The 13,160-nt window shown below is 41.1% G+C and carries 11 protein-coding genes; 4 read left to right on the top strand and 7 right to left on the bottom strand.

The window, feature by feature from the left end; genetic code table 11:
• Window positions 1-12 precede the first annotated feature (12 nt).
• Together MHH46_RS09715 and MHH46_RS09710 are read right to left on the bottom strand one after the other, a co-directional pair.
• Complete coding sequence (locus tag MHH46_RS09715; protein ID WP_036679239.1) at window positions 13-534, bottom strand: serine O-acetyltransferase; 522 nt, start codon at window positions 532-534, stop codon at window positions 13-15.
• Between the two features lie 262 nt (window positions 535-796).
• On the bottom strand, window positions 797-4,555 hold the full coding sequence (locus MHH46_RS09710) for an alpha-L-arabinofuranosidase C-terminal domain-containing protein (protein WP_076191221.1): 3,759 nt from the start codon (window positions 4,553-4,555) through the stop codon (window positions 797-799).
• A gap of 236 nt (window positions 4,556-4,791) precedes the next feature.
• Here MHH46_RS09710 and MHH46_RS09705 point away from each other — a divergent pair, with 236 nt between their 5' ends.
• Window positions 4,792-5,367, top strand: coding sequence for a GNAT family N-acetyltransferase (locus MHH46_RS09705; protein ID WP_076191434.1), 576 nt, complete (start codon window positions 4,792-4,794; stop codon window positions 5,365-5,367).
• A 100-nt stretch (window positions 5,368-5,467) separates the two neighbouring features.
• On the opposite strand, the gene MHH46_RS09700 is transcribed toward MHH46_RS09705, so the two are convergent.
• Both MHH46_RS09700 and MHH46_RS09695 read right to left on the bottom strand, forming a co-directional pair.
• On the bottom strand, window positions 5,468-5,905 hold the full coding sequence (locus MHH46_RS09700; RefSeq protein ID WP_081386204.1) for a MarR family winged helix-turn-helix transcriptional regulator: 438 nt from the start codon (window positions 5,903-5,905) through the stop codon (window positions 5,468-5,470).
• Window positions 5,906-6,114: 209 nt separating this feature from the next.
• The gene (locus MHH46_RS09695; protein WP_076191218.1) at window positions 6,115-7,152 is read right to left on the bottom strand and encodes an NADH:flavin oxidoreductase/NADH oxidase; all 1,038 of its coding nucleotides are present in this window, start codon (window positions 7,150-7,152) and stop codon (window positions 6,115-6,117) included.
• Between the two features lie 246 nt (window positions 7,153-7,398).
• Here MHH46_RS09695 and MHH46_RS09690 point away from each other — a divergent pair, with 246 nt between their 5' ends.
• The gene (locus MHH46_RS09690) at window positions 7,399-7,779 is read left to right on the top strand and encodes a VOC family protein (RefSeq protein WP_076191215.1); all 381 of its coding nucleotides are present in this window, start codon (window positions 7,399-7,401) and stop codon (window positions 7,777-7,779) included.
• Between the two features lie 31 nt (window positions 7,780-7,810).
• On the opposite strand, the gene MHH46_RS09685 is transcribed toward MHH46_RS09690, so the two are convergent.
• The gene (locus tag MHH46_RS09685; protein ID WP_076191212.1) at window positions 7,811-8,461 is read right to left on the bottom strand and encodes a suppressor of fused domain protein; all 651 of its coding nucleotides are present in this window, start codon (window positions 8,459-8,461) and stop codon (window positions 7,811-7,813) included.
• A 60-nt stretch (window positions 8,462-8,521) separates the two neighbouring features.
• Entirely contained in the window at window positions 8,522-9,613 is a 1,092-nt protein-coding gene (locus MHH46_RS09680; protein WP_076191209.1) for an alpha/beta hydrolase, read from the bottom strand.
• A 180-nt stretch (window positions 9,614-9,793) separates the two neighbouring features.
• Between MHH46_RS09680 and coaA the strand changes: the two genes are divergently transcribed.
• Complete coding sequence (coaA, locus tag MHH46_RS09675) at window positions 9,794-10,729, top strand: type I pantothenate kinase (protein WP_076124954.1); 936 nt, start codon at window positions 9,794-9,796, stop codon at window positions 10,727-10,729.
• A 165-nt stretch (window positions 10,730-10,894) separates the two neighbouring features.
• Entirely contained in the window at window positions 10,895-11,848 is a 954-nt protein-coding gene (locus MHH46_RS09670; RefSeq protein WP_076124952.1) for a glycosyltransferase family 8 protein, read from the top strand.
• 17 nt (window positions 11,849-11,865) lie between these two features.
• On the opposite strand, the gene MHH46_RS09665 is transcribed toward MHH46_RS09670, so the two are convergent.
• Complete coding sequence (locus tag MHH46_RS09665) at window positions 11,866-13,104, bottom strand: RICIN domain-containing protein (protein ID WP_076191206.1); 1,239 nt, start codon at window positions 13,102-13,104, stop codon at window positions 11,866-11,868.
• Between the last annotated feature and the right edge of the window lie 56 nt (window positions 13,105-13,160).

Genomic DNA, 13,160 nt, shown 5'->3' with positions numbered 1-13,160 from the left:
AACCTAACGTCTTTATCTTGTATTCTCTGGTTTCGGTTCACTCCGCAATATATTTTTAGCAGGAATACCTACAGCCGAAGCGTTATCCGGCACATCCTTTACCACGACAGACATGGCCCCGATATTAACATCGTTACCAATGACAACCGGTCCAAGAATCTTGGAGCCTACTCCAATAAAAGCTCTGTCTCCAATCACTGGCTCTCCTAAGTTATTTCTCCCGCCAATAGTCACTTGATGAAAAATAGTAGCATGGCTTCCAAGCACCGCTTTAGGACTAATGATAATCCCATTTAAACCATGCGGTAAATGAAGCGCATCACCAATTTGAGCTTGAGCGTGAAGCTCGCCATTCGCAAGAATGCGGACAAAAAGCACATCCATTATCCGATACAAAAGCCACAAAGGTTTTCGCACGATGCCATTCTTCACTCGATAATACACCCAATTTCCATAACGATAAGTAAACAAGGCCATAATCGTTTGAGGATTTTTCAGATTTGCTTTCCAGTCCGTTTTGAATGATTTCATCATTTTATCGTTCTCCTTTTTAGGGGCTAGGGGGTATGCACTGTATTCTGGAGTAATGAAGGCAGCTGTGGAAAAAACATCTGGAAGGATCGCAGGCTGGAGGGTCAGTCGGGTGATGTACTTTCACCAGTGTAAGATAGATTCTGAGATTCATCAAGCAAGTGGACAGTTCTCTATATATAATCATCAACCGATTTAGAGGCTTGTTAAACAACAACACGCGCCGAACAAAAAGATCGGCGCGTGTTGAACAGCATATTTTCTATTAAATCAGATCCAGAACAATCACATTCACGGAATTGGCAGCTAGCTTCACAATTGCCGTGTCTTTATCAATTACGATTTCCGTTTCAACTGGTGTAACCTTCTCATCATTTTTTCTGTTCACATTAGGTGTGTGAACCAGCGAGGCGTCTCCGGTTAAGGTAATCCGTTTACCCGTAGCAGCTACTTTTAAGCCTTTTAGATCAAGCTTCGTTGCTTTTTCTACACCATCCGCATTTACAAGCTTCACATAGAGATGCTTATCATCTTTAGTTACGGAATTGTATACCTCTCTGTTATAAGCCTCAAGCTTATAATCCAGTACTTTGCTTGTTACCTTGCCATCTGTATAAGAGCAAATCAAATGTTTGCCATCTGCTCCGCCATAATTAACGGTGATGGTATATTCCGTATGATCCGCAAGCTCTTCATAGCAACTGGCTCTAAGGTTACCAGCAGCGGTACTAGAGGAATAATCGCCGAGAGTATAAGCCTCAATCCCTTGCTTGTACACCTTGACTCCTGTGGCATCGCCATTATAGCCAATTGCATATTCGATAACATCTTTATTTTCCGGTGAGATTTCTGTCAGACCTGCGCCTACATAGAAGCCATCTTCGCCAGAAGCTTTTTCAGCTACAACCTCTACTTTATAATTAGTCCACGCATCATTAAGGATATACAATCCATTCAATCCGCCATTCTGCGCTTTCAATACCAGACCTTTGGAAGGATCCATCGTATATCCGGCAGAGCCAGGAATCACTTTCCAAGCTTCATCCAGCGGCTGCGTGAAATCTTGATCCAACCATACACTGCCATCTACATTCGAAGTCACTTTCACCCGTTTCACGATCACAGATGATTTCCCCGCAGCCACTTCAATTCCTCCATGAGGAATGAGGTCTACCTTCTCCCCGTTGCGATAAGTCGAAAATGAGGTGCCAACCACTTTGGTTCCCAGGTATTTAGCATACAACTGCTGAACATAATAGTTCGGTGTGTACCATACGGTTTCATCATCGAACCAGATGCAATCCGGTGTCCATCTATAGGTGCCATCTGTCAGAACCTTGTTGAACAACGGTGCCGTTGCCGCCAATCTAATCACATCAGAGTTATTCTCGAAGCTGGACATAATCGCCGCCTCAGCAACAGCTCCTGCCAAAGTGTTTTTATCTGTGGAAGCATATTCACCCACAAAAACCTTTGAAGTTTCAGCCTCATCCAAGCTGCCGTCTTCCTTATAGGCTCTGTAATAGTAGTTGTAACGATCAGCATTCTCTAACAAATATTCATTGGAACGGTAGTAATGCTCATCCGCAATGGTATCCATGTAGTTCTTTTGTTTTTCGTACCAGGTAACAGTCTCTTCGATGCTCGATGTACCATCCGTAAAGCTGATTTTTTCCGAGCCCTGTAAATTTCCGCTTAGGAATTTCCAACCTTGCTGGTAAGCATCATCATCTGCCTGTGCACCCACGGTAGAGAGAATAGTCAATTCATGATCAGGATAGTTCTTCACCATATACTCATCAATCACTGTTTTAAAATATTCGAAGTTGGCGAAAAACTCTGTACCCCAGTTTTCATTCCCCACACCCAAATAACGCAGATCAAACGCTGCTTCATGGCCCATCTTTTTACGCAATGCAGCCCACTCATTATTGTCAAAATCCATGCTAATCGCAAAATCAATCAGATCCGTAAAGTTCTTCACATAATAATCTCTTAACGCACCGCCAGCTGGATTCGCATAATCCGAACGAGCTTGACAGAGTACGCCGCAGGCCATAACCGGAAGTGGTGTTGCGTTCAAATCCTCGGCTAATTGGAAATACTCCATATATCCAAGACCCATGGTCATCATGTAGCCCCATACGTTATAGTTCTCTTTGCGCAATTCGATATCGTTGACGGACTCTTTCCAATCGTACACGTTCTCCCAAATGTGAGAACCTTCAGAAATACAACCCCCAGGGAAGCGCAGGAAGGTAGGATGAAGATCAACGAGTGCATTCACTAAGTCTTTTCGCAATCTATAGTTTGAATTTCCTTTATAGTTAGCATGAGCTGTAGCAGAACGTTCCTCTTCACCAGCGCCCCAAACGTCATCAGGAATTAAGGAAACCATATCAATGGAGATCTCACCGTTAAAGGTTAAAGCCAGCTGACCAAGCACAGTTTCAGATCCTGTTAATACAAGCTTTGAATCGACACCATACTTCTTCCAGCTGCCGTCACCGTTTACTTCAACAACTGCAGTATCGCTGATGGCTTTACCGTCTTTGTCGAGCAATTGCAAGGTAATTGTGCCCGCTGCTTCTGCCTTCGCCCAAATCGTGAAGTTGTACTTGGCATCTTCCTGAATAAACATCGAGCAGTGCTGATTGGAATCGGCAAAACCTCTATTATTAATCGTCGCGCCATCCGCTACCGTCACATAATGCGCATTCATATCTTTATCATCGATGCCGAAGAAATCGTTTAATCCGCCTGTATTATGGACAGTCATTTGGTCTGTATCCCCAGACCATGCGTGAAGAGGTGTATAATTTCTTCCGGTGGAAGCACCATGTACACCACATACATGCGAATAGCTGTCAAAAGCAAAAGATTCGAAGGAGCGATTCTGCACTAGCTCTGCATAGATCCCACCGTCTGCTGCATTGTTAATGTCCTCATAGAATAAACCATATAGAATTTGGCTAACATCCAAAATCTCCTGATTGCCGTCTATCGTTAAGGTGTAAGGTGGCAAATCTTCCGGAAGCACAGACACAGTGAAGCTCTTTTCTACTATACTAGCTCCCTTTTTCAAATGTGCTGTAAGTGTTACGCCTTGAGCAGATTGAACTCCTTTATTCACAACGCCTTCATTAGAAATGACTTTGGTTTCGCTGGATACCCAAGATACGTCAACTTTCCCGCCCATCAGCGAAGCTGGCAATTCGATATCTTTGGTAATAATCGAGCTTGGGAAGGTTAAGTATTTATCTTTTGCAAGCTTAACGATATCTTCATCCGTCAAAGATTCGCACATAATTTCAATCACTTCATCTTGAGTTAAGCCTGCTTTATATACACGGAAGTCCGAAATATAGCCGCCAAAATCAACATCTGCCGCGTACTGGGATTTCCCGATTGTATTATTGCTATAATTCAGTTGGTCTTCAAAAGTAGCAAACCATGTGCGCAGCTTAGCATATGTGCCACTCGAGGTTTGGCTGATCATTCCATCCGCAACTACTTCACCATTTACATACATCACAGGACCTGCACTGCTTAGTGTTCCACCTTTTGTGCCTGTAACTGCAAAGGAAACGTGTACCCATTCATCAGTCGCAAAGGATTTCCCTGGATCTGCAATTAAGTCTTCCCCTGCAAAACAAGTGCCCCGTAAATTGCGGGTTACAAAAAGATAAGGTCCTGTTTCACCTTTACCAAAATCAAAAATTCTTTCCCATAAGCTTGAAGCTTTGCTTACATACATCCAGGTCGAAATCGTAATTCCTGTATGGTCACTGACCTCTTTAAGCAGATCGTTAGGTAATGAAATATAGGATGTGCCATGTTCTCCCCCAGCAAGCGAAACAGCTTGTCTACCTGCTACGGATTTAATAGCCGGCAGCTTCGTACCTGAAGCGGTTCCATCATTGCCGTTCCCCGAGAAATCTTGACCAACATCCTCTGGATTATCAAACTTATAATGCGCAATTAGACTACCATTAATAAATTTGTTACCGTTGTCATTTTTCATAGAAGATCACCTGTTATCTTTATAGTAGAAATCTTAAAAACCTAACCAAATTAGTTCATTGCCGTTTATACGAAACATAATAACATATTTTATAGTCAATTAATATATTAACCAATTAATATTTATGTGAAATAAAAGAAAACAATTTTTATAATCAAATATTACCAAATCAATCAATTGTTTCATGGTAAAATATCTGTTAGTTAATAAAGGAGTGGTGAAAGTTGAGCGAGGTTGTGAATGAAGAGGCCAATTCCAATGATTTATTTACGATTGATTGTAAAGATATTTTTTTGCGGGAATATAGCGTGGAGGATTTAGAGGAGTTTCATGCGCTTACTCTACAGCCTGAAATTATTGAATTCTTGCCAGATTGGAATGTTCCTAAAGAACAACGGTTGGACTGGTTAATAAACTATGAAATAAAAGAGAACCAGCAGTTTCTTCAAGCGATCTCAGCGGGCGGAGATATCGGAGAGCTTCGTCTTCGTTTAGGCATTATTTTAAAAGAGTCCGGTGAGTTCATTGGTTGGTGTTGTACAGGAATTAAGGATGAATTGCCCGTTCCCAACAGAGAGATTATGTATGCCATATCCAAGGATCATCGCGGTAAAGGCTACACTACTCAAGCTGCCAAGGGATTAATTAAGTATTTGTTTGATAATAGCTCTACCGATGTATTAAACGCCATTGCTCTGAAACACAATATCCCGTCTAATAGAGTCATTCAAAAATGTGGTTTCGAGCTTCTTGACGAGATTACAATTGAACATGAAGACTATAATTATTACCGGCTTTCCCAGCAACAGTAGAATGAACAGGTAGGATGTAAATAGCGCCCCACACTAAAAAACCTCTGTATGGGAAATGGAGATTCGATCCATTTACCAAAACAGAGGTTTTATTGTGAATTCATGACTGTTGCTTCATGCGAAGCATTTGATCCAAAAGCTCTTTCACATCTTTTTCTGGAAAAGCTGCTAGCAGGGTCTCTTGAAAGGTATCTTGTGCACGGAGGAGCTTGTCTTCGCCAATGGCAGTCAAGGCAGTATAGATACTTCTGCGATCAGCATCACACGCTTTTCTTTCTAAAGCGCCACAGCCTTTGGCCTCAAACCGACTAACCAGTCGGGAAACTGCACTCTGGCTTAAACCCACCATAGCTTCGAGCTTCTGCAATTTCAGTTTCTTCTCCGGCGCTTCCGACAAAAATAACAGCAAATAAAATTCTTTCAAGGATAAGCCATGTTTGGCTTGTAGATTAGCTTCCAATTCATTCGTCACATTCATTTGTATATGCGTTAACGTCAACCAACTCGTTATAAGTTCATTGTTAAGAATGTCGCCCATTTTATTATTCATCTCCCGGGTGTATGGCTTTTCATGATCTTTTCCTTCTATATAATAGTACTACAATCCACAACCATACATAAAGTATAGGTTCGATACTTATACTTTATTTTATTTTAAAAAAAGAGGAGAGACCGTTTCTCCAAGAAGCCGGCCCCTCCACACTTTACAATTATTTTGTTTAGACTTCACACCATTTAAATTAATCTTTATCCATTAATTCTTGGAAACCCGAAAGAATATTGTCTGGGAATACCAGCATCTTTCTGAAGCTCGACCCCTGCTTCCAGCGTCCAGTATGGATTTCTCAACATGCCCCGGCCCACGGCAACAAGATCAGCTTCCTCATTCCCAATCACGGCATTAGCAAGTACAGGCTCATCCAATCTGCCAACCGCAATAACCGGAACATTCAAGCCATATTTGATTTCTCTAGCCAAAGGGACCTGATAAGCTGCATGCGTCCCTGGTTTCCCGGCAGCTGCGATAGGACCTTCACCACCTGCACTGATATGAAAAATATCTGCGCCTGCTTCTTTGTAAGCTTTACTAAATTCCAAGCTTTCTTTGATACCGTACCCGCCCTCAACATATTCTTGAGCCGAGATACGCATAATTAATGGCATTCCTTCCGGCATTTCACTTTTTGCTGCGCGAATGACTTCTGTACCAAACAGTGTTAAATCCTTGCCATATTCATCTGTTCTTTGATTGGTTAGAGGGGAATGGAACTGATGAATAAGGTAACCATGCGCTCCATGAAGCTCGATAACATCAAATCCCGCTTGAATCGCCCGCTTCACGCCCAACCGGAATTTCTCAACCATAGTTTTCACTTCTTCAGTTGTTAAGGCACGTGGTGTTTTGGAGTCAGCATCAAAAGGAACGTTAGAGGAGGATACAGGAACTGCTGCATCTTCTGCTTTACGTCCGGCGTGTGCAATCTGAATACCCACTTTAGCACCATATGAATGACAAGCTTCAACGATTCTGGCCAGTGCAGGAATTTGCTCATCAGACCAAATGCCAAGATCAAAATCAGTAATCCGGCCATCAGGCTCCACGTCCGTCATTTCAATAATAATTAATCCGGTTCCGCCAACAGCGCGGCTTACGTAATGATTATAATGCCAATCCGTAGCAATCCCGTCTTTGTTAGACACTGAATACTGACACATTGGAGGCATAACCACGCGGTTCTTCAGCTTCAAATCCTTCAATTCATACGGGGTGAACAAGTCCTTCATGATATCTCTCCTCTTTATAAAAAACTAAGTATAGTATGATCAATGCTTCCAGTGAACATGAGTTTCTAAGTTCATCTTATATAAAATATTTATAAATGCATGCTCATGCATGTATATTATTATAGAATAGCGATGATGTCAACCGTGAATAATCTTCTGCTAAATGGAAACTCCGTGTATTGTTGAAACTTCTATCTTAAGGTAATATATGGATATCTATTTTTCTTTGAAAGGATGACCTCACTCGTGGACAAAAAGCTCTTACAATCACATAGTATTTTCCCTACGTTGAATATTGAGCAAACCGCTGCCTTCTACAGCCAGTACTTAGGTTTTAAAGCTGTGCCCTATTTAGATACACAAGAACCACATCTTTGTTTGTATCGTGACGATACAGAGATTATCCTTACGCAATCCCATGGACAAAAGGTCATTCCCAATCGAGAGTTGTACGGTTATGGATACGATGCCTATTTTATTACGAAGCAGCAACAAGAGTTGGAGAAGGAGTTCGAAGCCGCCGGTGTTCATATTGTTCGTTCTTTATCAAACACCGATTATAATAACAAGGAATTTGTGATCGAAGATGTGGATGGTCGCTGGATTGCTTTTGGAATCAAAAAATAAAAAAACGGCTCTCAGCCGTTTTTTCTTGTATTTAAAAGAGTCCCCATAACTTCTTACAACTATTTTTACGGGAAGGATCCAAAACATCCGTAACCCCAATCTTATTTAACTTGTGTAGTAACTCTTCCTCGCTATGCTTGATTTTATAATCTAACTCCTCCCCATAGAGCGGAATTAACGTATAAAAGTGCACCACTTTCTCATGGCTCATTTCTAAATTAAAGAAACCGGCTTTATCTTTTACATCTGGAACCCAAACGAACATCCCTTGAAATCCTGTATCCTCACTATAAGGCTGGGCGGGATTACCGTTCACAAGCGTATGCCCCATATAAAGCCATGTATTATATTCATGCGGAAACCTAGCCATTGTTTTCAGGGCTCGAATCGGCCAATAATTCCGTTCATCCTTAAAAGCCTCATCCGACAGCTTCCAGGTAGGAGGGAGACAAATCATTAGTTCAGCATATTGATATTCTTCTGCACCTTCTGGCACCGTCATCGGTAATTCGCTCATTCCAGAGGTAATTAAAGTATAGAAGTTCCACTCAGGCGTCGGATCAAGAATTAGAATATCTATCGACAGAACACCTGAAATAATTTCTTTAAAAACATTATCAATAACACCTATGTATTTTTCAATATGATTACATATTTTCTCATTAGACTGAGCAGAATGCATTCATAATTCCCTCCCTTATATATGTTTATCGGTATAAACAAAGGAGAGTTTATTGCTAATTTACAGAATTTCTTCTCCACTACCATGGATCTCACAAAAATCTTTATGAACCCTACTAATTAATGCCGAATAACCTTGCCCCTGATCTAAAAGATGCTCCACAAGGAACTTACTTATAAGCTCATTTAAGCAAGTATGAATTTCACAGGTTCTTTGTTTTAAATTCTCTCCTTCCTCATAAAGGGGCAGATCGCTAAATGACATATGTGTAGCCTTTCGTATTTTCAGAAAAGATTTATATCCGTTCCAATTCTGAAAAAGCGCCTCTTGTCCTTTGATGAAATCATTTGCCAGTTTCTCCTGTAATATATTACTTAAGGATTCTAAGGTCGAGGCCTTTTGCCTTAATACAAGAAGCGGCACAGTATTGTTCTTCTCTTCATTCTCAATATATAAGTGCATGCTTGCATCTAATAAAATAGCAGCTTTAATTCTATCGTCTTCCATAGTTAAATCTAATGCAGTAGCACCGCCGATGGAATGGCCGATAATACCAATCTTATTCATATCAAATAAGCCCTTCACATCTTTATCCATAGAATTAAGCGTGGACAGGTGATCCAGAACGTATTGAATATCTTTTTTTCGAATGGAAATTAAGTTATGTAAATCGGTATAATCCGCAGCTTTTATTTGCCTCATGGCTTCGGATTGATTAATAAATTCTCCACTAGGGCAAACAGTAAACATAGCTTCGTACGCAGCACTGACCGTTACCACTATGAAACCTTGCTTGGCCAGCGCTTCTATATTATAAATATACATATCTCTATCTAAACCTAATGCAGGTGAGTAGATGATGACTGGATAGGAGCGTTTGGATTTGCTTTGAAAGGTCCGATCGCTGATTGAGGTAGATAATGTATTTATGATTTCCATGTTCATGCCAATATCTTGTAGAAGCTCTCTCGCCTGTTGTTCACAGGGCCCGAAAAGCTCCATATATTTCATTGCAGATGCGTTTTTATTTAATACACCCTCTGTATCCGGATAATAAATACTTATAACTATTTTCCTTCCCTCTGACTCTTCTTGGAACGTTTCCGTGCGTGTGTAATCCTTCAATAATTCAACTTTTCGAAAAACTCCCATTGCCCCACCCCATCCTTCCTAATATTCTATATTTTAATTGATTTTCCCATTTACTGAAATGCAATCTCCTTAATGTCCATAATTATGTCGATTACAATGAATGGAATGAAGCTGTATGAACGGTTATAATACCTAAGTGCATAAGAAATCTCTAAAAACTTCAGGGATGTGGAAAATTTAATGGTGAATAATTCAGCATATACACTTTATTTACGTGAGGATTGGAAAAAACTAAGCGATTTCACCGCTATCCAATTATCAGAAGAAGAACTTATGGAAGTCCAAAGTATTAATGAAAAAATCTCCAGCGAGGATGTTAACGAAGTCTATCTTCCTCTGTCCAATTTACTAAATCTGCAACTTCTATCTGCTCATAAATTTAATGAGTCTATAAATCACTTTCTGAACAATGATCTAAAAAAAGGTCCATTTATCATAGGTATCGCGGGAAGTGTCGCTGTTGGTAAAAGCACTACGGCCAGACTCCTACAAAAACTCCTCTCACAATTACCTTCCCATCCAAAAGTGGATTTAGTTACGACTGATGGTTTTCTACATCCCAACGCAGAGCTGGAAAAGCGCGGTATAATGACGAAAAAGGGCTTTCCTGAAAGCTACGACACGCGTAGTTTAATTTCTTTTTTAACGGATGTGAAGTCTGGGGTGCCGCGGGTCCAAAGCCCTGTATACTCTCACTTAACTTATGATATTGTGCCAGATGAATATATTACGATTGAGAATCCGGATATTCTAATTGTTGAGGGCTTAAATGTTCTTCAGACTGCGATTACAAATAATCATAATATGCCTAACTATTTTGTATCTGATTTCTTTGATTTTTCTATTTATGTGGATGCCGATGTGAACGATATCGAGACATGGTACATTGATCGGTTTATTAAGCTCAGAGATACTGCCTTCCAAGATGAACAATCTTATTTCAAAAAATATGCACAGCTGTCTCTAGAGGAATCTATTGAAATCTCAAAGCGGATCTGGAAAGAAATAAACTACGTTAATTTGCAGCAAAATATTCTGCCCACCCGAAATCGTGCGGATCTTATAATGCATAAGGACAACAATCATCACGTAGATCAAATTAAGCTGCGAAAATAAAGATTGAAGTCCTTAGCCGACCAAGTTGCTGAGATTCAGCACTTGGTTTTTTGGTGTTCACATGAAATTGGGTGAATATTCTGGGTTTAATGTCTCTGTCCTCTGATCAAGGCGAACGTATACTGTGGTACATTCGTACACAAACGTGAAGAGAGGATAAATCAAATGATCGATATCGCCTTGGCTTTTCAAGATAAGGATGGGAAATATGCTGAACATGCCGGAGTCGTTCTAGCGTCAATTTTTCATCATACGAGTTCCCCAATTCATATTCATATTTTACATGATGTTTCTTTAAGTGAAACTAATAAGCGCAGGCTTAGCGCATTAACTACAAAACATAATCATACCCTTAGCTTTTATTCAATCACTATGCCTGATGATCTAACTCAGGTGCTAGCCAATGTTAACTCCATTAATGTATGGACGCAGGCATGTATGTATCGATTGCTTCTTCCTGCACTAATACCCGTGGACAAAATCATCTATCTGGACTGCGATGTATTAGTGAATATGGACATTACTGAATTATGGCAGGTTGAACTGAATGACAAGTATTTGGCTGCAATTTGGGACCAGGGAATTAGAGAGGTTGCTCATATTGTGAGCGCTAAGGGATTAAATCCTGATCTTTATTTTAATTCCGGAGTGATTTTATTTTCTTTGCATAATATCCGCCAGAATACCAACTGGTACGAAGAAATGCTAACCTTCCTACGTACCTTTCCTGATGTCACCATGCCAGATCAGGATGTTCTGAATGCAGTTTTTGGTGGGAATTACCTCCCCCTCGATATCCGTTTTAATTCGTTCAACACAAACATTCCGGACCATGATTTCACTAACAAAATCATCCATTTTGCCGGAGATGATAAATGCTGGAATAAAGATTCCGCAGGTTCATCCCTATATCAGCAATTCCTAAAGCTAACCCCTTGGAGAATCACCAGAGCCAAAATCAGACGAAGAAAACGGAAAAGCAGCCCTTTAAAACCACACCTCACCCGAAAAAGAAACAAGCAGAAAATAAAAATTGTTCAGTTGAACTTAACCCCTATTCTTTTAGCCGATTTAAAACAAATTAGACCGATTAGACCGATTAGAAAAAGCCCCATTTGATATGGGGCGGCATTTCTTTAGTTCACTTTTGTAAAAAACCATTTCTGAGCATCACTCCCGTTATCCGTCCACTGCTGAACTGCTGCACCATCGGCTGTTGATGCTCCGGATACATCCATGGCTAATCCGCTCACTTTTGAAATAAGCTTATAATAGCCCCCTCCAACATCAATAATGCTCCATCGCTGAGCGTTGGTACCATTGTCATCCCATTGCTGCAGCTGTATACCGCTCGCGGTTGATGAGTTCGGCACATCCAACACTTTTCCACTATGCACTGCCGTAAGCTTGTAATAACCGTCGCCTGTACTCTCCACTTTAAATTTCTGATTATTGGCAGTGTAATTGGTCCATTGCTGCATTTTCGCCCCGCTTGCTGTGGATACATCCACTACGTCCAGAACCTTGCCACTAGCCTTGTCAGCTAAAGTGTAAATCCCACCACTAACGATGCTTGAGGTAGGCGCAGCCTGATACACACGTACGTAATCAACCAGCATTTGAGCTGGGAAAGCAGTTGAAGCATTTGGACTTCCCGGCCAATTTCCACCCACGGCAAGGTTTAGCAGGATGAAGAAAGGTTTCTGGAACTCCTCCGTATTTCCGGTTCCGTTCTCAATATAAAAAGCATTAAATGGGTTGCCGTCTACAAACCATCTTATATAATTCGCATCCCATTCCACGCTGTACACATGGTACTGTGAGAAATCGAGGTTACCAGACACCTGACCGTACTCGGCATGCCCATTGGCATCCCAATGTACCGTCCCGTTAACAAAAGCATTATTGTTCACACGCTCCATAATGTCCGTTTCCCCAGATTTCGGCCAACCCACTGAATCAATATTCGCCCCAAGCATCCAAAATGCTGGCCAGAGTCCCTGTCCTGAAGGCAATTTGATTCTAGCTTCGATTTTTCCGTAGGTGAAGCTTTTGAGTCCCTGTGTTTTGATCCGTGCAGAGGTATAATTCATCCCCCCGTACGACTCCTTTTGTGCAGTAATCACTAAATTCCCACCCGTTACCTGCAGGTTCTGCGGACGACTGGTATAATACTGAAGCTCATTGTTTCCCCAACCCCCGCTACCCGTACCTATTTCCGCCGACCAATTATTAGTGTTCAGAGAATTCCCATCAAATTCATCGCTCCATGCCAGATTCCAGCTTGATGCCGCGCTTGAACTCCCTGTAGGTACCCAAGCAATTAAGAGGGTGAACAGCAGAAATAGACTTAACATTTTTCCTTTTCGTAACATCGTCTTTTCCTCCTACTGATTTCATTGCGCGGCGCGCTCGCACATTTGAAACCGGT

The sequence above is a fragment of the Paenibacillus sp. FSL H8-0175 genome (assembly GCF_045040615.1).
Lineage (GTDB): Bacteria > Bacillota > Bacilli > Paenibacillales > Paenibacillaceae > Paenibacillus_AQ > Paenibacillus_AQ odorifer.
The sequence above is the reverse complement of the archived record's forward strand: the minus strand, read 5'-3'. Positions and strand labels throughout refer to the sequence as shown.

Bases quoted from the DNA above. Each gene is read 5' to 3' on its own strand.
- MHH46_RS09695 (WP_076191218.1), bottom strand. From the start codon at position 7,152: ATGAAGGACTTGTTCACCCCGTATGAATTGAAGGATTTGAAGCTGAAG.
- MHH46_RS09715 (WP_036679239.1), bottom strand. From the start codon at position 534: ATGATGAAATCATTCAAAACGGACTGGAAAGCAAATCTGAAAAATCCT.
- MHH46_RS09685 (WP_076191212.1), bottom strand. From the start codon at position 8,461: ATGCATTCTGCTCAGTCTAATGAGAAAATATGTAATCATATTGAAAAA.
- MHH46_RS09680 (WP_076191209.1), bottom strand. From the start codon at position 9,613: ATGGGAGTTTTTCGAAAAGTTGAATTATTGAAGGATTACACACGCACG.
- MHH46_RS09665 (WP_076191206.1), bottom strand. From the start codon at position 13,104: ATGTTACGAAAAGGAAAAATGTTAAGTCTATTTCTGCTGTTCACCCTC.
- MHH46_RS09710 (WP_076191221.1), bottom strand. From the start codon at position 4,555: ATGAAAAATGACAACGGTAACAAATTTATTAATGGTAGTCTAATTGCG.
- coaA (WP_076124954.1), top strand. From the start codon at position 9,794: ATGGTGAATAATTCAGCATATACACTTTATTTACGTGAGGATTGGAAA.
- MHH46_RS09700 (WP_081386204.1), bottom strand. From the start codon at position 5,905: ATGGGCGACATTCTTAACAATGAACTTATAACGAGTTGGTTGACGTTA.
- MHH46_RS09670 (WP_076124952.1), top strand. From the start codon at position 10,895: ATGATCGATATCGCCTTGGCTTTTCAAGATAAGGATGGGAAATATGCT.